This window comes from Achromobacter sp. T5-5 (assembly GCF_055397965.1).
The window spans coordinates 5,448,462-5,469,655 of record NZ_AP027919.1; the positions used below are offsets into that span (position 1 = coordinate 5,448,462).

Genomic DNA, 21,194 nt, shown 5'->3' on the forward strand with positions numbered 1-21,194 from the left:
AAAAGATGGAATCTGCGCCAGGACGATCAGCGATGCGACATGCGGCGCACGAAGCGGTCGCCGAGGCTCTGGATTGCCTGGACCAATACGATCAGCACGATCACGACCGCGGCCATGACGTCCGACTGGAAGCGCTGGTAGCCGTAGCGGATCGCCAGGTCGCCCAGGCCGCCGCCGCCGATGGCGCCGGCCATGGCCGAATAGCCGATCAGGCTGACGACGGTGACGATGGTGGCCGCGATGAGGCCGGGCAAGGCTTCGGGCAGCAACACCTTCATGATGATCTGCATCGGCGACGCGCCCATGGCGCGCGCCGCGGTGATCAGGCCCGGGTCGACTTCGCGCATGGCGTTTTCGGCAATGCGGGCCATGAAGGGAATGGCGGCGACCGACAAGGGCACGATGGCGGCGGTGGTGCCGATGGAGGTCTGCGCCACCAGGCGGGTGAACGGAATGATCGCGACCATCAGGATCACGAACGGCACCGAGCGGGTGGCGTTGATGATCGCGCCCAGCACGTGATTGACGGGCTGGTTCTCGAGCATGTTGCCGCGCGCGGTCACGGTCAGCGTCACGCCCAGCGGAATGCCGACGATCACCGCGATGGCGCTGGCCACGCCCACCATCAGCAGGGTGTCAAGCAGCGACGTAATAAGCAGGTCGATCAGTTGCGGACTCATGAGCTATTTCTTCAACGGTAATGTCACGGGCGTTCAAGGCGGCGATCGCGTCCTTGAGCGCGGCGGGCGCGCCCTGGGCCAGCACGAACATCGTGCCCACGGCCACGCCCTGGATGTCTTCGACGCGCGCCTGCACCAGGCCGATGTCCAGGCCGTACTGCCTGGACAGGTCGGACAGGAACGCGCCCGACGCGTCGGTGCCGGTCAGCGACAGGCGCAACAGGCGCACGGCCTGGCCGGGATTGGCGGCGGCGAGCGCCTGGATGCGTTCCTTGACGGCGGCCAGCGTGGCGTCGGTCAGGTCGGAGGCCGTGGCCGCCGACACCATGTTGCGCGTCACGTCGTGGCGCGGCTGGGCGAACACTTCGCGCGTGCTGCCGATTTCGACGACCTCGCCCTGCGACAGCACGGCGACGCGGTCGCAGACCTCGCGCACGACTTCCATCTGGTGCGTGATCATGACCACGGTCACGCCCGTCTTGCGGTTGATGTCGCGCAGCAGCGCCAGGATGTTGTGCGTGGTTTCCGGATCCAGCGCCGAGGTCGCCTCGTCGCTCAAGAGGACGTCCGGATTGTTGGCCAGGGCGCGGGCGATGCCCACGCGCTGCTTCTGGCCGCCGCTGATCTGGCTGGGATAGCGGTCGCGCAGATGTTCCAGTCCCACCAGCGCCAGCAGGCGCTCGACGCGGGCCGGAATCTCAGCCTTGGACACCCCTGCGATTTCCAGCGGGAGAGCGACATTGCCGTACACGGTGCGGCGCGACAGCAGGTTGAAGCCCTGGAAGACCATGCCGATGCGGCGGCGCTGTTCGCGAAGCTGCGCTTCGCTCAGCCCGGTGAGGGCTTGGCCGCCGATGGAGATCTTGCCTTCGTTGGGGCGTTCCAGCAGGTTGATGCACTGGACCAGCGTGCTTTTGCCGGCCCCGCTGGGGCCGATGATGCCGAAGACCTCGCCCTGCTCAATGTGCAGGTTGATGCCGCGCAGCGCTTGGAATTCCCCGTGCGGCGTGGCGTAGGTCTTGGATAGGTTCTCGATGTGAATCATGGCAAGCGATTTTGTATCTTTTCTCTTCTAAAGAGAACGACCGTTTTTATCATTTTTAATAACTACAAGTTATATAAATGGCGGGTGCGGGACCGCGGCACGGCAAAGACACAAAGGGCAGCCGGGAAGGAAAGCCTTCCTGACTGCCCTTTTGTCGTAGGCGGCCGGCCAGTGGCCGCACCGCGTTCAGCGTGCGCGCGAAATGCGGACTTCCGCTCCTCGCCGCTTCACTTCCAGGCCTTCGGACGGCGAAATCCGCAGTCCTTCCAGGCCCTTGATGTAGCTGGAGCCCTGCATCTGCATCACGCGGATCTTGTTGCGCATGACGACCGGGTTGTGCACCGGCATGCCGAACATCCAGACCTCGTCCAGGATGCGGGCCGAATTGAACTCGCCCGTATGCTGCGCGGCGGGACCAAGACAGAGCATATGCCCTTCGCGGCCGAAGACCGGGAACTGGCCCAGCTCGCAGTCGATGGTCCAGGTGGTGCCGCCTTCGTACCGATGGCCGGTGTTCAGATCCCACCACGCCTCGCCCTTGGGCAGGTACACGCGCACCTGGTTGCCCGGTTCGGTGATGGGCGCGACCAGCAGGGCCGGGCCCAGCAGGTATTGCAGGTCCCATTCGTGGGCATGCGGATCGTTCGGGAACGAGAGGGCCATGGACCGCTGCACCGGCAGGCCGGTGCGGGCCGAGTCCTCGATGGCGCCCAGCACATAAGGCACCAGGCGATAGCGCCATTGCATCCAGGTCTTGGCGTGCGTCAGCACGTCGTCGCCGAAATCCCAGGGCATCAGGCCGTCCACGCCCTGGAACGCGAAGTTGGCCGAGAAGATGCCGGCCGTCAACCAGCGCAGGTACAGCTCGGACGTCATGCCCGAGCGGTCGCGCGCGGCCGAACCGATGTTGTGCACCTGAACCGGCACCCCGCTGGCGCCGATCGACAGGGACGTGCGCAGCGAGTGCCGCAGGCCTTCCCAGGTGTTGTCGACCTGCGGCCCCACCTGCCACGGCAGGCGCTGGGCGGCGGGGAAGAGGTCGGCGCTGGGCACCACGCCCTCGGGCGGCACCTTCAGCCCGGCCACCGCGTCGAACAGCGCGCGGCGCACGAGCAAGGGGTACATGGTGCGCAGGGCCGGGCCGGTCTCGCCGTTGCGGGCGGTCACGCCATCGGGGATGGCGATCTGGGCATCGCACGCGGGCGCGTCCAGGCCGTCTTCCACCAGTTGGCGATGGCGCTCGACCCACAGGTTGTAGATGTCGCGATAGGTCAGGTCGAGCAGGCCGTACGGCTGGCCGGAGGTGGCGGCATTGCCGTCGAACACCTGCGCCGAGCCGTCGTCCCGGGTCAGCAGCCAGCCGCGGTCTTCCAGTTCTTCGAAGAGCGGGCTGGTCTTGATGACGCCCGGAAAACCGGAGGCCGCCACATGCACGTTGTGCTTGTGAAAGAGGGCCAGCATCTGCTTGGCATCGGGAAACCGCTGGGCGTCCCATTCGAATACCGTCTTGTCCGCCTGGAAGCCCCACGCGGCCGGCTGGGCCAGCGTCACGGCGTCCACGGGAATCTGGTTTTCGCGCATGCGCGCCACCAGCGCGACCGTCTGCGTCGGCATCTCGCCGGCGGCCTGCTGCAACCACGCCCCCATCGCCCACAGCACCGGTTGCCCGGCGCGGCCGGTCAGCGCGCTGTATTGGTTCAGGATTTCAGTGGGTTCGCCCGCGAAGAGGAACAGGTCCAGGACGGCGTCGTCCACGGTCAGCACATAGGCGGAGTCGGCCGGCGCGACGCCCACCGAATGCTCCACGCGCCGCATCGTGTTGACGTAAAGCCCCCATCCGCGGGGGCTCCATGCCAATGGCAGGGCGCGATGCTCGGGATCGTCGGAAACCACCGATTCCTCGCGGCGGTTCAGGTCCCCGGGCGTCTCGCCCAGCCCGAAAACGCGCTCATGGGCGGCCAGCGTGAAGCCGGCCGTCCAGACGGCATCCTCGGCCTGGTCCAGCGCGTTGTGCCCGAAAGCGGGCGCATGCGCGGAAACCTCGGACTCGAAGACCAGGTCTTCGTGGCGGTACAGGGCCACGCGCACGGGATTGGTCAGGATCTCGAGGGCAACTTCGCCCTGGGTGATCCGCCAGCCGTCCCCGCTTTCGCGAGGCGCGAGGGCGGCTTCGCCCACCGCCTCCTGGCGCGCGAGCAGCATTTCGGCCACGGCGCGCGCACGCGCGCTGGGCTTGTCATCATTGAAGTGGTTCGCCTCGCCGCAGCGCAGGCGAAAAACTCCCGGCGCATGCGCCTCGACTACCAGGTGCAACCCATCGCCCGCGTCGAAATCGATGCGACTGGGGCGGGACGTCAGCAACTCGACGGAGTCGAGCTGGGTAGTATGGGCAAAGTCGAACTTGGGCGGCACAGAGCATCCCCCGGCTTAAGCCAAAAACCATCAAAAGACGCTATTTTGACGGATTTGAGCTTTGAAATAAACTCGATCCCTCTTTTGGACGGTCATTTCATCCAAAAAAGGGGCATAAAGCCCTTGGTCTGCGCCTGGCCGCGCCGACGCTGCCAATTCGCCGCCAAGTCCCCGAATTGCCGGCCCGAAGGTCAATTGCGGCCTATTGGCGTCAAATTCCGGCAATTTTTACAATTCTACGCTAGCCGGCCGCGGCGCCCGGCGCGCCATCAACTTTTTTCATCGTGGTGAAACAAGCTGGGCCAGATCGGTCTCCAGCGGCAGCGGTTCGCCCATCAGACGGGCCGCGATCAGGTCGCCCATCAGCGCCGACCAGGACAGGCCTCGCGAGGCGTACCCGGTTGCCAGCCACAGGCCGGGCGCGTGCGGCAGTTCGCCGACGGCCGGCAGACGGCCCGGCAGGACAGCGCGCCACCCCGCCCAGCCCGGCAAGCTGCCGGCGACCAGGGCGTCGTAGGCCGGAAAGTGACCGCCCAGCAAGCCTGCCGCCTTGTCCAACGTGACGCGCTGGCCCTCGGCGCCTACCTTGGCCTCGGCAGCCCCGTGCACATAGGTGCTGCCCACCACGCAACCCGCGCCGACGTCGGGCAGCAGATACCCTTCGCCACCCACGATGCAGCGCGGACCGCCGTCGAGCGCCGACGCGGGCACCAGCGTGACCTCGCCGGCCAGCGCATGCATCTGCGCAACCCGCGCAAGCGGGTCCAGCAGGCCGCTGGCCGCCAGCACGTCGCGCGCGCCGGCGGCGTTGGCCAGGATCACGGTATCGGCCCGGGCCAGTTCGGCCCCCGAGGCGTCCTGCACGCGCCAGCCCTGCCCCGCGGGCGACACGCGCTCCGCCCGGCCGGGCAGCACGGCCGCGCCTGACGCGGCCAGGAGCGCCTCGATCAACAAGCCGGGCTGCACCAGCATGCCCTGCGAAAAGAACACCCCGCCGCGCGCCACCGGCAGGCCGGCCAATGCGCTGGCCTCTTCGCGCGATACCTGGCGCACCCAATCCTCCGGAAACGCCAGTGCCGCCAGCGTGCCGGCCAGCGCCGCCGACCGCCCCGCGTCACGCTCGACCTGGACCGTGCCGCACACCCGGGGCGCCGCCCCCGCCGGCAGGCCCTGCCAGCGGGCCCACGCCCGCTCGCTGCCCGCCCGCGACAGGCGGGCGCGCGCGTTGTCATCGCGCGCCAGCACCGGCGTGAGCGCCGCCGCCACGTGGCCCGCGTGCGCCGGCGCGCCCAGCATCCGGCCGGCGTCGATCACGGTGACGCGCCAGCCGCGGCCGGCCAGCGCCTGCGCGATGCCCGCGCCGGCCAGTCCCGCGCCCACGATCACCGCATGGCGCTCGGACGACACGGCGGCCGGCGCCGCCGCGCGGCCCGCTTCCCGGACCTGCCCCACCGTCATGTGCCATTTGCCCCCGTAACCGGGCGCGCGCCGCACCTCGAACCCGGCATCATCCAGATTCCTGCGCAGTTCCCCGGTGCAGGCCCACGTGGCGACGGTGGCGCCCGGCGCCGCCAGCCCGGCCAGGGCGCGCAGCAGCGGCGGCGCCCACATCTGCGGATTGCGCTCGGGCGCAAAGCCGTCCAGGAAAAATGCGTCCACCCGCGCTCCCAGGCGTGGAGCCAGGACCTGCGCATCGCCAAAACCCAGCGTCAGCGTGACCGCGCCATTCTCGAATTCCAGCCGGTGCAGTCCCGGCAGCAGCGCCGGCCATTGCGCGGCCAGCGCGGGCGCCAGGCCGGATAGCGGCTCGGGCGCATGGCGCGCCAGCAGCGCGCCCACGTCGTCGCGCGAAAAAGGGTGCCGCTCCATGGCCACGACGTGCAGGGCCGCGGGCCGTTGCGGATCGTCGCGCCAGGCCTTCCAGAGCGCCAGGAAGTTCAGGCCCAATCCGAACCCGGTCTCGCAAACCGTGAACGACGCGCGCCCGCGCCAGCGCTCGGGCAGGCCGTTGCCGCGCAGGAACACGTGCTCTGCCTGGCCCATGGCCCCGGAGGGCGAGTGGTATACGTCCCCATAGACGGAACTGACCAGTTTTCCGTCGGCGTCGAATTCAAGCATTGCAGGAGTCAGGGGAACGTAAGACACAGCCTTCTAGTCCAATAGATACAAACATGGCGAAACGCGGATTATCCCGCCTCATCCCTTGTCGCGTTGGATGCGTACCACGCGGGGCGACGGATTAGTCTGATTGCCACGGGTTTGACGCATACCTGGGCTTACACTGATTTCATGGATACCTACGATCAGCCCCAATCGCTGGCTTCGCCCATCGACCTGTGCGCCGCGATCGACGCGGCAGTCACCGCCGCGCATGCGGGCGCAGCCATCCTGCAATCCTACGCGCACCACCGCGCCGATCTCGTGATCGACCGCAAGGCGCGCAACGATCTCGTGTCCCAGGCGGACCGCGAGGCGGAAGCCTCGATCATCCAGGAACTGAAGGCCCGTACCCCTAAGTTCGGCATCGTCGCCGAAGAAACGGGCGGCAAGGCGCAAGGCGCGGCCACCTGGTACATCGACCCGCTGGACGGCACCACCAATTTCCTGCACGACATCCCGCATTACGCCGTTTCGATCGCCCTGATCGCGCACGCGGGCACGTCGATGTCCGCCAACGAGACGCTGACGCAAGACACGCCCGTCATCGGCGTGGTCTACGACCCCAGCCGCGAAGAGCTGTTCACCGCGGTCTACGGCGTGGGCGCCTGGCTAAACGGCCGCCGCATCTCGTGCTCGCGCACACAGACGATCGAAGACGCCGTGCTGGCCACCGGCTTTCCGTTCCGCGATTTCTCCTTCGCCGCGCAATACATGCCCATGCTGCACGACGCGATCAACCGCGCGCGCGGGGTGCGCCGCATGGGCGCGGCCGCGCTGGACCTGGCCTGGACGGCCTGCGGCCGCTACGACGGCTACTGGGAAATGGGACTGGCGCCCTGGGACGTGGCCGCGGGCACCCTGATCCTGCGCGAGGCGGGCGGCGTGTGCTCGGACATGCACAAGCAGGACCCCTGGCCGATCGGCGGGCGCGTCGTGGCGGGCAATCCCGCCATCGAGCGCGCACTGCACGAGATGATCGCGCCGCACCTGGCCAAGCCAGGCTGAGGCCGCGCGGGCGGCCCCGGCCGCGCTAGGCGGACGTCTTGGCGGAGGTCTTGTCGGAAGGGGCGGCCTGGGCGCCGGGCCGCAATTCCCGGCGCAGGATCTTGCCCACATTGCTCTTGGGCAATTCATCACGGAACTCCACGAAGCGCGGACGCTTGTAGCCGGTCAGCTTCTCCTTGCACCACTCCTGCACCTGCGCCTCGGTCAGCGACGGGTCCTGCTTCACGATGAACACCTTGACCGCTTCGCCGGAGTGCTCATCCGGCACACCGATCGCCGCACATTCCAGCACGCCGGGATGCTGCGCCACCGCCGCTTCGACCTCGTTCGGATAGACCTTGAAGCCGGACACCGCGATCATGTCCTTCTTGCGGTCCACGATGCGCGTGTAGCCCTGTTCGTCCATGATGCCGATATCGCCGGTGCGGAAGAACCCGTCGGCGGTCATCGAGTCGCGCGTCTCGTCGGGCTTCTGCCAATACCCCAGCATGACCTGCGGCCCGCGGATGCCGACTTCGCCGCGCTCACCCAGCGGCACCTCAACGCCGGCATCGTCCAGGATCGCCACGTCGGTCGACGGCAGGGGCAGCCCGATCGAGCCGGAATACGCCGTCGCGTTGGTGGGATTCACGGTCGCGACCGGCGACGTTTCGGACAGGCCATACCCTTCGATCAGGGGCCGCCCGGTGATCTTCAGCCAGCGTTCGGCCACCTGCTGCTGCACGGCCATCCCGCCCCCGAGCGTCAGCCGCAGCCCGGAAAAGTCCAGGCGGGCAAAGTCCTCGTTGTGCGCCAGCGCGTTGAACAGCGTGTTGACGCCCGGAAATATGTTGACCGGCGTCTTGCGCCACGCATTGATCAGCGACGGCTGGTCGCGCGGGTTGATGATGAGCACGTTGCGCATCCCGGCGTGCATGGCATACAGGCCGCAGACCGTCATGGCGAACACGTGATAGAGCGGCAGCGCGCTGATGATGGTGAGCTGCTGGTCACCCAGGTCGTGGAGGACCGGCTGCGCCACCGCTTCGGTCTGCAGCACGTTGGCCACCAGGTTGCGGTGCGACAGCATGGCGCCCTTCGGCACGCCAGTGGTCCCGCCCGTGTATTGCAGCACCGCCACGTCGTCCATCGAGATGGCCGGGGGGTTGAACGGCAGGTTCGCGCCTTCGTGCAGCAGCTTGGTCAGCGGCCGGGCGCCGTCGATCTGCCATGGCGGAACGATCTTCTTGATGTAGCGCGCCACCAGGTTGACCAGCGGCGCCTTCAGGCCGCCGAGCAGGTCGCCCGGCCCGGTCACGACGATATGCTTCAGCGGGCCGCGGTTGGAGACCTGCTGCAGCGTGTGCGCAAAGTTCTCCAGGATGACGATGACCGACGCGCCGCTGTCCAGAACCTGCCGCTGCAGCTCGTCGGCGGTATAAAGCGGATTGACGTTCACAACCGTCATGCCCGCTCGCAGCGACCCCAGCATGCACACCAGATAGGCCGGCACGTTGGGCATCATCAGCGCCACCCGCGCGCCTTTATCCAGGCCCAGGCTTTGCAGCCAGCCCGCAAACGCGCGCGCATGGGCATCGAGCTGGCCATAGGTGATATCGCTGCCCATCGCGGTGCACGCGATGCGCGCCGCATTCCGCTTGCAGGCCCGGTCCAGCAAGTCGGTCAGCGAGGAATAATCCTCGGTGGAGATCTCCGCCGGAACGCCTTGGGGATAATGCGCAAGCCACGGACGCGTCATGGTATTTGTCTCCATTAAACTGGTTTTTGAATGATGATACCCTTTGTGCGTTCCCCCTATTTCACCCGAGTTCCCTCATGAAACTCCTAGAACCCATCGTTGCCTGGCACCAGGATATTTCCAAGATCCGACGCGACATCCACGCGCATCCCGAACTGGCCTTCGAAGAGTTCCGCACCGCCGACGTGGTCGCGGCCAAGCTCCAGGAATGGGGCATCGAAATCGATCGCGGATTGGGCGGCACGGGCGTCGTGGGCATCATCCGAGGCAACCAGCCCGGCGACCGCGCCGTGGGCCTGCGCGCGGACATGGACGCGCTGCCCATGCAGGAGGCCAACAGCTTCGAGCACGCCAGCAAGCATGACGGCAAAATGCACGCCTGCGGCCACGACGGCCACACCGCGATGCTGCTGGCCGCGGCGCAGTATCTGGCCCAGCACCGGGACTTCGCGGGCACCGTGTACGTGATCTTCCAGCCCGCCGAGGAAGGCGGCGGCGGCGCCAAGCGCATGATCGACGACGGCCTGTTCACGCGCTTCCCGATGGAAGCGGTGTTCGGCATGCACAACTGGCCCGGCATGAAGCCCGGCCAGTTCGGCCTGACGCCCGGCCCCATCATGGCGTCCAGCAACGAATTCTCGATCGTCATCAAGGGCAAGGGCACGCACGCCGGCATGCCCAACCTGGGCATCGACCCGGTCATGGCGGCGGTGCAGATGGCCCAATCGCTGCAGACCATCATTACGCGCAACCGCAATCCGCTCGATGCGGCCGTGCTCAGCATCACCCAGATCCACGCGGGCAGCGCCGACAATGTGGTGCCCAACCACGCGGAACTGCGCGGCACCGTGCGCACCTTCACGCTGGATGTGCTGGACCTGATCGAACGCCGTATGGAAGAAATCGCGCGCCACACCTGCGCGGCGATGGACTGCGAAGTGGAATTCAAGTTCCAGCGCAACTACCCGCCCACCATCAACCATGCGGAAGAAGCGGCGTTCTGCGCCGAGGTATTGCGCGACATCGTCGGCGAAGACAACGTCAACGCCAACGTGCAGCCGACCATGGGCGCCGAAGACTTCGCCTTCATGCTGCAGGAGCTGCCGGGCTGCTACGTCTGGATCGGCAACGGCACCGGCGAACACCGCGACAGCGGCCATGGCCTGGGTCCCTGCATGCTGCACAACGGCAGCTACGACTTCAACGACGATCTGCTGCCCCTGGGCGGCACCTACTGGGTGCAACTGGCGCTCAAGCGGCTGGCCAAGCCCTGATCGTCTACCCGCCGTCCTGCCCGCCGACCGCCAGGCACATCGCCAGGAAGCGTTCGGCGGCGCGGGCGGCGGCATCGGCGTGCGGCACCAGGATGCTCAGCGTCCGCGTGAGCGGCCTGGGCGACAGCCGCAGCGCCGCCAGCGCCCCGTCTTCGTGGCGCATCGACATCACCGACACAAAGCCCACGCCCAGTCCGGCGCGCACCGCCTGCTTCACGCCTTCCACCCCGGCCAGCTCCAGGCCGACCGACGGCGCAAGCCCGGCGTCGGCGAACGCCCGCTCGACCAGCCTGCGCACGCCGGAACCGGGTTCGCGCATGACCAGCGGCGACGCCGCCAGGTCCCGCAGCGTCGCGCCCCCGCCGCCCGCCAGGGGATGGTCCGCCCGAACGACCGCCACCACTTCGTCTTGCCGCCACGCATGCACCGCGGTGTCGGCGGGCAATCCGGCGGGAACGTCCCCTTCGATGAACGCCATGTCCAGCGCGGGCAGGCGGTTCACGATCTCGCGCGTATTGCCGTCCGACAAGTGCAGGCTCACGGCGGGGTAGGCCTGGCGAAAATCCGCCACCAGCCGCGGCAGCAGATAGCTGGCGGGCGTGGTGCTGGCGCCCAGGCGCAGCGCGCCGGTTTCCAGGCCACGCCAGGATTCCCGCACGGCCTGCGCCTGCCGGTATACCTGGCGCAGTTGCCGCGCCTGCTCGGCCAGGCGTTCACCCGCCTCGGTCAGCGCGATGCCGTGCCCGCTGCGGCGGTACAGCGGTTCGCCGAACCATTCCTGCAAGGCGCGTAGCTGGCCCGACACCGCCGGCTGCGACAGATGCAGCGCCTGTGCGGTGCGGCTGATGTTGCCGGTGTCGGCGACTGCGGCGAAGGTGAGGAGTTGATCCGGCGTCATCTGCCTTCGATATAAGATTTTCTGATATTCAATATTTACATTGAAGATTTTTCAAATAATACGGCCGGATCTAATATTTCGTCTAGTTATGTAGTTATGCCGGAAAGGCCAGTAATGAACACCTCCACCACTTCCGCCGTCCCCCTCCCCGCCAGCCCGGCCGCCCCGGCCTCCGCTGCGCCCTCCGCCTCCGCCACGCCCTGGCGCGACAAGCTCAACGGCGTGCTGTTCGTGGGCTTGATGGCGGGCGCGGTGATGCAGCTTGCGGATCTGCCGCTCATCCGCCAGTTGGGTTTTTCGCCGCTCGTCGTGGGCATTGTCTGCGGCATGCTGTACGGGAATTTCCTGCGCGGCACCATGCCCGCCGACTGGGGCGTGGGCGTCAATTTCACGGCGCGCCGCCTGCTGCGGATCGCCGTCGCGTTCTATGGCCTGAACATCAGCATCCAGCAGATCGCGGCCGTGGGCCTGCCCGGCCTGGCGGTGTCGGTGGCGGTGGTGCTGGGGACCCTGCTGATCGGCACGGTGGTCGGCCAGCGCCTGCTGGGCCTGGACCGCGACACGGCCATGCTGACCGCCGCCGGCAGCGCGATCTGCGGCGCGGCCGCCGTGCTGGCGTTCGAACCCACGCTGCGCGCCGCGCCCCACAAGAGCGCCGTGGCCGTGGCGACCGTCGTGCTGTTCGGCACGCTGTCCATGTTCCTGTATCCGATCTTCTACCATGCGGGCTGGCTGAATTTCGACACCCAGGCGCTGGGCATCTATATTGGCGGCACCATCCACGAGGTGGCGCAGGTCGTGGGCGCGGCCAGCAACATCGACCCCGCCACCACCGAGGTCGCCACCATCGTCAAGATGACGCGCGTGGCCCTGCTCGTGCCCGTGCTGCTGGTGCTGGGCATGTACCTGCGCAGCGCAGCCACCCAGGCGGGCGGCCACGGCAAGGGCGCCAAGCTCCCCATTCCCTGGTTCGCGGTCGGGTTCCTGGTGCTGGCCATCATCAACTCACTGAATATCATTCCGGCCGATGTCGTCACGGCCATCCGCCGGCTCGACGTCTTCGCCCTGACCATGGCCATGACCGCGCTGGGCATCGAGACGCGCTTCGCCCAGATCCGCAAGGCCGGGCCGCGGGTGATGGCCCTGGGGCTAATCCTCTACGTCTGGCTGTTGGTTGGCGGCTACGGGATCGTGAAGCTGGCAAGCTGATCGCCCCGGCGTCCCGGGCGGCGCGCGTCCGTCGCGCACGCCGCCGTCTCGTTTTTCCTGCATAATCGGCTGGTTCCCTAGCATTGGAGTCGGCCGCATGACCTCCAGCACCAAAACCCCGTTCACGACTCTGCCTGCCCATCGCGACGCGGTGTTGCGCGTCATGCCGATGCCGGCCGACGCGAACATCCACGGGGACGTTTTTGGCGGCTGGATCATGTCCCAGGTGGACATCGCCGGATCCATCCCCGCGGCCCGCCGCGCGGCCGGCCGCGTGGCCACCGTGGCGGTCAATGCCTTCCAGTTCAAAGAGCCCGTGTTCGTGGGCGACCTGCTCAGTTTCTACGCCGCCATCACCAAGACCGGCACCACGTCGATCACGGTGTCCGTCGAGGTCTACGCGGAACGCCAGCGGCTGGACGCCGAAGTCGTCAAGGTCACCGAAGCCACGCTGACCTACGTCGCCACCGACGAAGCGCGGCGCAGCCGCCCTCTCCCCACTCTTTGAGCCGTATCGCATGACGCAGTCCGCCGCCGCGCAGAAACCGCCCGCGACGCCCCGCCGCCTCGACCCGGAAGACGCCCAGACCGCCCTCGCGGAAGTCCAGGAGCGCTTACGCCGTCAGCAACTCGTCGAGGACCTGGTGCACCGCCAGGAAGAAGGCGACGCCAAAGCGACGCTCGTCGAAGACCTGGTGCATCGCCAGCACGAGGCCGAGCTCAAGACGCTGGTCGACGGCCTGCACCCGGCCGATATCGCCTTCATCCTGGAGTCGCTGCCCAAGGACGAACGCCAAGCCATCTGGAAACTGGTCAGCCCCGAGCACGACGCGGACGTCCTGCTGGAAGTCGAAGACTGGGTCCGCGAGTCGCTGATCGAGGCGATGGACCGCCAGGACCTGGTGGCCGCGACCGAAAGCATGGACGCGGACGAGCTGGCGGACCTGGCGCCCGACCTGCCCCCGGACGTGGTGGCGGAAGTCCAGAAGGGCCTGACCGAAGAAGAACGCGCGCAGCTGCTGGAAGCCATGGGCTATCCGGAAGACAGCGTGGGCGCCATCATGGACTTCGAGATGGTGCGCGTGCGCGAGGACGTCACGCTCGAGGTCGTGCTGCGCTACCTGCGGCGGCTGCACGAACTGCCCGACCACACCGACCAGATCTTCGTCGTCGACCGCCAGGACAAACTGCAAGGCATCCTGCCGCTGTCGCGCCTGCTGGTCAGCGAGCCCGAAACCGAAGTGCGCGCGGTCATGGATTCGGACTTCCTGACGCTGAACCCGCTGGATTCGGACGCCGACGCCGCCGGCGCCTTCGAACGCTATGACCTGGTGTCAGCCCCCGTAATGGACGACCAGGGCCGCCTCATCGGCCGTGTCACCATCGCCGACGTGGTGGACGTGATGCGCGAAGACTCGCAGGAGCAGGCGCTGTCGCGCGCCGGCCTGCAGGAAGAGGACATCTTCGCCCCCGTCACCACGGCGCTGCGCAACCGCGCGCCGTGGCTGCTGTTCAACCTCTGTACCGCCGCCACGGCCTCGTTCGTGGCCTCGCAGTTCGAGGGCACGGTCAGCCACATCGTCATCCTGGCCTTCCTGATGTCCATCGTGGCGGGCATCGGCGGCAACTCCGGCAACCAGACCATGACGCTCATCATCCGGGCGCTGGCCATGGGCCGCATCACCGGGCGCAACCTGTGGCAGCTCGTCAAGCGCGAGCTCTTCGTCACCTTGCTGGTGGGGTTGTGCGGCAGCGTGGTCGCCGCGCTGTTCGCGTGGGTGATATCGCGATCGGTGTCCATCGCGCTGGTCATGATGGCCGCGATGATCTGCAACATGCTGGTGGGCGCCTCGGTCGGCGTGCTGGTGCCCATGTTGCGGGCGCGCTTCGGCAAGGATCCGGCGATGGGTTCGTCGGTGCTGCTCACCTTTGCCACCGATTCGCTCGGGTTTTTCATTTTCCTGGGACTGGCCACGATCTTTCTGCTGTAGCCCGCCAGCCGGGCGCGGACCAGGGACGGCCCGGCGCCGCGCCCTCAGAACGCGTGGCCCAGCTTGCGGACCAGGTCTCCCAGGCGCCAATCGTCGATGCCATGCGCGCGCAACGCACGCGCCGTTTCCACCACATAGTCCAGGCACGGGCCGGAATGCCCCACCGCATTGCGCACCGACGCCAGCAGGCGGTCGTCGCAGAGATCGGCCGCGTACTCGCGGCAGGCCCGGTTCAACAGGAACACCAGCCCGCGCACCGGCGCGGCCTCGGTGTGGCAGGTCAGCCAGCGCGGACAGTAGGCGCCCGTGACCATCTCCCGGCGCCACAACGCCTGGAAGACCTCGGGCACATCGCAGGCCGCGATCTGGAAGGCGACCCCGCGGCAGCAGCCGCCACGGTCCAGCCCGAACACCAGGCCGGGATTGTCCGGCGACCCGCGATGGTCATGCGACCACAGGCACAGGGACCGGTGATAGCCCCGCACGGTGGCCAGCCGCCGCTCGCGCCACGCAAATCCGGGATGCCAGATCAGGGAACCGTAGGCGAACACCCACAGGTCATCGACGCCATTCCAGCCGGCCAGCAGATCATCCACCGACGCCGCTCGCCGCGATTTTTCCAATCCGCCGCAGCCGGCGGGCACTGCCAACGACATAGGGTCCTCTGATATCCCGGTTCACTCCAAGACAGGAGTGAGCGATATCCTACGCCGCCGCCCAAGCAAAAGCATTGCCAGATTGGGCCCGCGCAACACGCAGAAAGAAAATTGCATCCGCGGCGGCACGGGTGCCAGGAAAAAATTTGCGCGCCCCGCGCCTACCCCGCGCCCAGCGGCAGTTCCGTGGTGCTTTTGATCACTTCCATCGAGAAACTGGCGCTGACGTCCAGCAGGTCCACCGCCCCGATCAGCCGGCGATAGAAGCGGTCATAGGCCGCCATGTCCTCGACCACGACTTTCAACAGATAGTCGACGTCGCCGGCCATGCGGTGGAACTCCACCACATTGGGCAAGGCCATGACGGCGTTGATCAGGCTCTGGGTCCATTTCTCGTTGTGCTGGCTGGTGCGGATGGACACGAACACCGTCAGGTTCAGCCCGAGCGCGCGCGGATCCAGCAGGATGGCGTTGCGTGCGATGACGCCGTCGTCCTTGAGCTTCTGGATGCGGCGCCAGCAGGGCGTCACGGAAAGGTTCACCTGTTCGGCGACTTCGGCGACCGAACAGGTGGCGTCCTTCTGCAGCAGCGCCAGTATCTTGAGGTCCGTCTGGTCCATGGGATTCCCTGGCGCAATCAATAGGTCCCGGGGTAGCCGCCCCCGTCGATCAGCAGATTCTGCGCCGTCATGTAGCCCGCGTGCGCGGAACAGACGTAGGCGCACAGGGCGCCCAGCTCCTCGGGCTGGCCATAGCGGCCGGCGGGATTGCTGCGCGCCCGCTCGTCCCACAGCTGCTCGAACGTCTTGCCGCCCGGTTGCACCATGCCCTGGATGTGCCGGGTCTGCGCATCGGTCGCAAAGGCGCCGGGCAGCAGATTGTTGATGGTGACGTTGTGGCGCACGGTCTGGCGCGCCAGTCCGCCCACGAAGCCGATCAGGCCCGAGCGCGCGCCGTTGGACAGCCCCAGCTCGGCATGCGGCGCCTTCACGCTGCGCGACACGATATTGACGATACGGCCGAAACGCCGCTCGACCATGCCATCCACCACGCGGCGGATCATGTCGATCGGGCCCAGCATCATGGCGTCCAGCGCCGCGATCCAGTCCTCGCGCGACCAGTTGCGAAAATCCCCGGGCAGCGGCCCGTCGGCATTGTTGATCAGGATGTCGGGATGCGGACAGGCGGCGATGGCGGCGTCGCGCCCCTGCGGCTGGGTCAGGTCGGCCGACACCCACCCCACCCCGATACCGGTTTCGCGCGATATCTCGGCGGCGGCCTGCTCCAGCGTCTGCGGGTTGCGGGCCGCGATGGTCACGGCCACGCCCTCCCGCGCAAGCTGCAGCGCGCACGCGCGGCCCATGCCGCGGCTGCCGCCAAACACCAGTGCCTTCTTGCCGCCGATCCCCAGATCCATGCCTGCCCTCTCTGCTGTCGCGTTGACGGCGCCGGGCGCCTGCGGCCCGCCGCTCCGAAGCGGTCCAGTATAGGAGCCGGCCCGCCGGCGTGGAATTTTTTTCTGGTCCGGCGGGCGCCGGTCCCGCCGCCCGAAAAAAATGGGGCCCCGCGAAGGGCCCCATCGGCGATGGCGGGAAGCGGCTGGCGCCTCAGCCCATCCACTGGCTCACGGGCGCCGCCGCATCCTGCAGCGGCTGCGTCACCACGTCGATCAGCGCCGGGCCGTCGTGTTCCATGGCGGCCTTGATCGCGGCGTCCAGCTTGGACGGATCTTCGACGCGCCAGGCTTTCACGCCGTAGGCTTCGGCGATGCGCGCATGGTCGGTGCGGTTAAAGTCCACGCTGTAATAGCGCTTGTCGTAGCCGGCCTTCTGGCTGGCCTTGATCCACCCGTAGACCGAATTCGAGAACACCACCATCAGCAGCGGCGCCTTGTGGCGCACGATGGTTTCAAGTTCACCCACCGTGAAGCCAAAGCTGCCGTCGCCCATCACCGACACGCACTTGGCGTTCGGACGGCCGACCCAGGCGCCCATCGCCGCCGACATCGAAAAGCCCAGCGCGCCGTGGGCGCGGTTGGTGATGAAATGGCGGCCGGGGCGCGAGACATCGTAGTAGGCCGAGAAATACGGGCACGGCGTGCCGGGGTCGGCGCAGACCACCGCGTCGTCGGGCAACAGGCGGTTCAGCGACTGCACCACGCGTTCGGGAAGAATGGGCGCATCCAGGCTGGCGGCCAGCGGCTCGAGCTGCGCGCGGCGCGCCTGTTTGGCGCGGCCCGCCAGCACGGCGCCGTCCGTGGCATCCGACGGACGGTGCTTGAGGCGCGCCTGCACCTCGGCGCCCAGCGCCTCCAGCGCGAGCTTGGCGTCGCCGACCAGGCCGACTTCGGTCAGGTAATTGGCGCCGATCACCATCGGGTCGATGTCCACGTGCAGGATCGGCACGTTGCGGTTGGGGAAACGCCAGTGCTCGGTCGAGGTCGACCCCGCACGGCAGCCCACGAACAGCACCACGTCGGCCGCCGCCACCACGTCGCGCGTGGCCATCACGCCGCCGTTGGAGCCCACCACGCCGGCATTCAGCGGATGGGTGTCGGCCAGGCTGCCCTGCCCGCTCACGGTCACGCACACCGCGGCCTTCAGGGCCTCGGCCAGTTCCTGCAGCGCGGCGCTCGCGCCGGCGATGACCACGCCGCCGCCGCAGATGATCACCGGCGAGCGGGCGGCCACCAGGCGCTGCGCGGCGCGCGCCACGTCCGCCGGGTCCGGCGCAAAGCGCATGGCCGGGAAGCTGCCGTGCTCGGGCTGGGCCCACACGTCGGACGCGTCCACCTGCTGCTTCATCACGTCATAGGGAAAGCACAGGTGCGCCGAGCCGGGCTTGCCGGTGGTCATGGCGCGGAAAGCCGCACGCACCATGCCCGGGATCTGGTCCGCGCGGTCGATGGTGCGATTCCACTTGGTCAGCGGGCGGTACAGCGCCTCCTGGTCCAGTTCGGTCAGCGGGTATTTGCCGCGCGAACCGACCGCCACGTCCGAGGTGATGCCCAGCACCGGGATCGACGATTCGTTGGCTTCCACCAGTCCCGGCAGCAGATAGGTCGCGCCGCCGCCGCTCGGGCCTTCGCACACGCCGACCTTGCCCGTCACCCGGGCGTAGGCGTCCGCCATGTAGCCCGCGCTGCGCTCGTCGCGCGTCAGGATGTGCTGCATGCCGTGGTCCAGGCGGTACAGCGCATCGTAAAGCGGCAAGGTGGTGTCGCCGCACAGGCCAAAGATATGTTTGACGCCGTTGTGTTGCAGCATCCGCACCATGGCTTCGGCGCCGTTCATGTGTTCCATGTCATCTCCACGTATTTCAAGAGCCGCGCCCGGGCGGCGGCCTGCCGCCTCCCGGGCCTACGGCGCTCAGTTATCCAGATTGATGTTGTTGCGCTTGATGAAGGCGTCCCAGCGCTCGTATTCCGACTTCACGTACGCATCCAGCGCCGGGCCATCGGAGGCCACGATCTCGAAGCCCGCTTCCGAGACCTTCTTCTTGATGTCCGGGTCGGCCAGCACCGCCTGGAAGTCCGCCGTCAGCTTCTTGACGGTGGCTTCGGGCGTGCCCTTCGGGGCGAACATGCCGCTCCACGAATAGGCGACAAAACCGGGGAAGCCAGACTCGGCCACCGTCGGCACGTTGGGCAGTTCGGGCAGGCGCTTGTCGCCGGCGACAGCCAGCGGCTTGATCTTGCCGGCCTGGATCTGGCCGCGCAGGGCCGCAAAGCTCAGCCACGTCATATTGGCCTGGCCGCCGACCACGGCCTGGATGGCCGGCCCGCCGCCGCCGTAGGGCACGTGCAGCAACTCGACCTTGGACAGGCGCTTGAGCTCTTCGGGCGCCAGGTGGTTCAGCGAACCGACGCCCGTGGACGCGTAGTTGAACTTGTTGGGCGGCTGCTTGGCGGCGGCCTCAAGGAATTCCTTCAGGTTGTTCCCGGGCACGCTCGGGTTCGCGCCGATCACGAGCGGAAAGCGCACGGTCTGCCCGATCGCCACGAAGTCCTTGAACGTGTCATAGGGCAGCTTGGGCTTCACGGCCGGATTGATGCCGTGGTTGTCGAAGCTGACCAGCAGCGTGTTGCCGTCAGGTTCGGCCCGCGCCACGAACGCCGTGGCGATCTGGCTGGCCGCGCCCGGCCGGTTCTCGACGACCACCGCGCGGCCGCCCATCTGCTGCGACAGGCGCGGCTGGAGGATACGCGCCAGGATATCGGTGCTGCCGCCCGGCGGATACGGCACGACAAGCACCAGCGGCCGTTCTTCGGCCACTGCCGGCGTGGCGACAAAAGCGCCCCCGGCCGCGGCCAGCGTGCATACCGCCGCCAGCGCCCGCTTGATCGTTTTATTCATCAGTTTTCCCCTGCTGTTGTGGTGTTGGCCGGCACTACCGAGGCGGGTTCGGCCTGGTCCCGCATGTAAATCGTTGAAAAGCCCGTGCGTATCACGTCCGTAATCTGGTCTAGCCGCCGGCCGATGTGCGCGCTGATGAGGCCGGGCAAGGCGTCGACGTCGCGCCGCTGCAGCGCATCCACGATGCGCAGGTGTTCGCCCTGCGTGTGGCTGCGGCGCCCCTGCTGCATGTCGATCCAGCGCACGAAGTGGATGCGCGCGTTGACGCTTTCCAGCGCCCGCACGAATTCGTCGTTGCGCGAGTAGCGCGCCAGCGCCAGGTGAAAGGCTTCGTCCAGTTCGAGCAGCCGCGTCGCATCGCTGTCGTGGGGTTCGTCGCGCGAGCGTTCGACGAACGCGCGCAGGCTGGCCAGTTCTTCCTCGGTGGCGCGCTCGCAGGCCGCGCGCACGATGCCGGCTTCCAGCACCGCGCGATATTCGTAAAGGCTGTGGATCTGCTTGGCGTCCAGCAGGCGGGCAATGAAGCCGCGATTGACCGAGCGCGTGAGAAAGCCTTCCACCATCAGCTGGTTGAGCACCTCGCGCAGCGGCGTGCGGCTGACGTTCAGGCGGCGCGCCAGCTCGACTTCGTTGATGCGCTCGCCCGGCTTGAATTCAAAACGCACCGCCATGGCCTTGACGGCGCCGTACAGCTCGGCCTGCGCGGCCGAGGTGCGGGCCGCGCGGGCAATGGGTCTGGTGGCAGTGTGGGGCAGCGTCATACCGGATCGCCTGTGGCTGGGTTCCCTATGGGATGAAGTGCATACTAAAGTGTATGCACTTTGACGGACAACTCGGGTTTGCCCGAAGGCGGTATGCGAGGCAGGCGTGGGTCTGGGCCTGGGCCTGGGCGGGGGGAAAAAATAACCCGCCTCGAGGGCGGGTTTGCCAATGTGCGGAATTGCCGGTGACGCCGGTGACGCCGGTGAAGCCTGTAACGCCGAAGACGCCGATGATGCCGCTGACCGGATCCAGATGTCAGATCTGGGATTCCAGCTTACAGCCCGGTGTCCAGCGCGTAATGCGCACCATCCCGATTCTCCAGGGTCAGCGCGGACAGGACGGGATTCGTGGCGGCATCGTCCTGCTGCACATGGATGCGCAGGTTCGCCAGCGGCACGTCCCACCCGCCGTTGACGGCTTCGGCGGTCACGCCCGCCACCAGCGCCAGGCGCTCCGCCACGCCGCGGGCATCCGCCGCGCGCGCGTCGATGCGGTGCAGGCTGCGCGCGCCATTGGGATGCGACATCAGCGCCGGCGACCAGACGCACTCCGGCGTCAGGTGACGGCAGAAGTACATGCGGATGCCGGGCAAGGGTTGCTCGGCAAAGCGCACGGTATGGAAACGGGCCTGGACCTCCTGGCCGTCCAGCATGGCGGGACGGGTCAGTTCCTGAACGGGATTCACGGCAAAGCCCGCGTCGCGCAGCCGCGTGTAGGTGCCTTCGGCGTCATAGGTGCGGAACACCAGCGCCTCCAGGCCGAAGGGCGAATCGGCGATCTCCTTGCGCGCGGGCGGCGCGCCGGGGGGCCAGCCCAGCAACTCGACATAGGTGCCTTCCAGCACGATCAGGCGGTTGCACGAACCCAGGTTGTGCACCGCCTTGTCGCTCAGGTGAAAACCCTGGCGCTCGTAATGCGGCGCCAGCGCATCCAGCCGGTCACGCACCATGACGACGGCGTGGTCGAATTCAGTGCGGCCGACGGAATGCAGCATGATGGCTTTCCCCTG

18 protein-coding genes are annotated in these 21,194 nt (G+C 67.6%); 5 read left to right on the forward strand and 13 right to left on the reverse strand.

Annotated elements, in window-relative coordinates; genetic code table 11:
- Positions 1–26: 26 nt before the first annotated feature.
- The 4 genes from ACZ50Q_RS24590 to mnmC all read right to left on the reverse strand — a co-directional run bounded on the left by ACZ50Q_RS24590 (position 27) and on the right by mnmC (position 6,255).
- Entirely contained in the window at positions 27–680 is a 654-nt protein-coding gene (locus tag ACZ50Q_RS24590; RefSeq protein WP_076518876.1) for a methionine ABC transporter permease, read from the reverse strand.
- The gene (locus tag ACZ50Q_RS24595) at positions 637–1,725 is read right to left on the reverse strand and encodes a methionine ABC transporter ATP-binding protein (protein WP_092581271.1); all 1,089 of its coding nucleotides are present in this window, start codon (positions 1,723–1,725) and stop codon (positions 637–639) included. Before ACZ50Q_RS24595 ends, ACZ50Q_RS24590 begins: the two co-directional genes overlap by 44 nt.
- Before the next feature lie 186 nt (positions 1,726–1,911).
- Positions 1,912–4,137 (reverse strand): glycoside hydrolase family 31 protein, encoded by a 2,226-nt coding sequence (locus tag ACZ50Q_RS24600; protein WP_464079823.1) that lies wholly within the window; start codon positions 4,135–4,137, stop codon positions 1,912–1,914.
- Positions 4,138–4,416: 279 nt separating this feature from the next.
- Positions 4,417–6,255: a bifunctional tRNA (5-methylaminomethyl-2-thiouridine)(34)-methyltransferase MnmC2/FAD-dependent 5-carboxymethylaminomethyl-2-thiouridine(34) oxidoreductase MnmC1 gene (gene mnmC / locus ACZ50Q_RS24605; protein ID WP_464079824.1), complete on the reverse strand. Its 1,839-nt coding sequence runs from the start codon at positions 6,253–6,255 to the stop codon at positions 4,417–4,419.
- A 171-nt stretch (positions 6,256–6,426) separates the two neighbouring features.
- Here mnmC and ACZ50Q_RS24610 point away from each other — a divergent pair, with 171 nt between their 5' ends.
- Complete coding sequence (locus tag ACZ50Q_RS24610; RefSeq protein ID WP_464079825.1) at positions 6,427–7,302, forward strand: inositol monophosphatase family protein; 876 nt, start codon at positions 6,427–6,429, stop codon at positions 7,300–7,302.
- Positions 7,303–7,327: 25 nt separating this feature from the next.
- Here ACZ50Q_RS24610 and ACZ50Q_RS24615 read toward each other — a convergent pair whose 3' ends face one another.
- Positions 7,328–9,040, reverse strand: a complete 1,713-nt coding sequence (locus tag ACZ50Q_RS24615; protein WP_175493218.1) for an AMP-binding protein — start codon at positions 9,038–9,040, stop codon at positions 7,328–7,330.
- Positions 9,041–9,117: 77 nt separating this feature from the next.
- On the opposite strand from ACZ50Q_RS24615, the gene ACZ50Q_RS24620 reads away from it, so the two are divergent.
- Positions 9,118–10,314 (forward strand): M20 aminoacylase family protein, encoded by a 1,197-nt coding sequence (locus ACZ50Q_RS24620; RefSeq protein WP_464079826.1) that lies wholly within the window; start codon positions 9,118–9,120, stop codon positions 10,312–10,314.
- Between the two features lie 4 nt (positions 10,315–10,318).
- Here ACZ50Q_RS24620 and ACZ50Q_RS24625 read toward each other — a convergent pair whose 3' ends face one another.
- On the reverse strand, positions 10,319–11,212 hold the full coding sequence (locus ACZ50Q_RS24625) for a LysR family transcriptional regulator (RefSeq protein WP_076518869.1): 894 nt from the start codon (positions 11,210–11,212) through the stop codon (positions 10,319–10,321).
- A 114-nt stretch (positions 11,213–11,326) separates the two neighbouring features.
- On the opposite strand from ACZ50Q_RS24625, the gene ACZ50Q_RS24630 reads away from it, so the two are divergent.
- From ACZ50Q_RS24630 to mgtE, 3 genes are all read left to right on the forward strand, one after another.
- On the forward strand, positions 11,327–12,421 hold the full coding sequence (locus tag ACZ50Q_RS24630) for a YeiH family protein (RefSeq protein WP_464079827.1): 1,095 nt from the start codon (positions 11,327–11,329) through the stop codon (positions 12,419–12,421).
- A gap of 97 nt (positions 12,422–12,518) precedes the next feature.
- Positions 12,519–12,929: an acyl-CoA thioesterase gene (locus ACZ50Q_RS24635; RefSeq protein ID WP_092581276.1), complete on the forward strand. Its 411-nt coding sequence runs from the start codon at positions 12,519–12,521 to the stop codon at positions 12,927–12,929.
- Positions 12,930–12,939: 10 nt separating this feature from the next.
- Positions 12,940–14,412, forward strand: a complete 1,473-nt coding sequence (mgtE, locus tag ACZ50Q_RS24640; RefSeq protein WP_076518867.1) for a magnesium transporter — start codon at positions 12,940–12,942, stop codon at positions 14,410–14,412.
- A gap of 44 nt (positions 14,413–14,456) precedes the next feature.
- Here the strand turns inward: mgtE and ACZ50Q_RS24645 are convergent, their stop codons facing one another.
- From ACZ50Q_RS24645 to ACZ50Q_RS24675, 7 genes are all read right to left on the reverse strand, one after another.
- Positions 14,457–15,068 (reverse strand): gamma-glutamylcyclotransferase, encoded by a 612-nt coding sequence (locus tag ACZ50Q_RS24645; RefSeq protein ID WP_076518866.1) that lies wholly within the window; start codon positions 15,066–15,068, stop codon positions 14,457–14,459.
- A gap of 161 nt (positions 15,069–15,229) precedes the next feature.
- Positions 15,230–15,688 (reverse strand): Lrp/AsnC family transcriptional regulator, encoded by a 459-nt coding sequence (locus ACZ50Q_RS24650; RefSeq protein ID WP_076518865.1) that lies wholly within the window; start codon positions 15,686–15,688, stop codon positions 15,230–15,232.
- Between the two features lie 17 nt (positions 15,689–15,705).
- Positions 15,706–16,485 carry an SDR family oxidoreductase gene (locus ACZ50Q_RS24655; protein WP_464079828.1) on the reverse strand — a complete coding sequence of 260 codons (780 nt, stop codon included), beginning with the start codon at positions 16,483–16,485 and terminating at the stop codon, positions 15,706–15,708.
- A gap of 190 nt (positions 16,486–16,675) precedes the next feature.
- Entirely contained in the window at positions 16,676–18,370 is a 1,695-nt protein-coding gene (locus ACZ50Q_RS24660) for a thiamine pyrophosphate-binding protein (RefSeq protein ID WP_076518863.1), read from the reverse strand.
- Between the two features lie 66 nt (positions 18,371–18,436).
- On the reverse strand, positions 18,437–19,423 hold the full coding sequence (locus tag ACZ50Q_RS24665; RefSeq protein WP_464079829.1) for a tripartite tricarboxylate transporter substrate binding protein: 987 nt from the start codon (positions 19,421–19,423) through the stop codon (positions 18,437–18,439).
- Positions 19,423–20,184 (reverse strand): GntR family transcriptional regulator, encoded by a 762-nt coding sequence (locus tag ACZ50Q_RS24670; RefSeq protein ID WP_464079830.1) that lies wholly within the window; start codon positions 20,182–20,184, stop codon positions 19,423–19,425. The genes ACZ50Q_RS24665 and ACZ50Q_RS24670 overlap by 1 nt, the downstream gene beginning before the upstream one ends.
- A 275-nt stretch (positions 20,185–20,459) precedes the next feature.
- Positions 20,460–21,179: a VOC family protein gene (locus tag ACZ50Q_RS24675; RefSeq protein ID WP_464079831.1), complete on the reverse strand. Its 720-nt coding sequence runs from the start codon at positions 21,177–21,179 to the stop codon at positions 20,460–20,462.
- Positions 21,180–21,194: the final 15 nt, after the last annotated feature.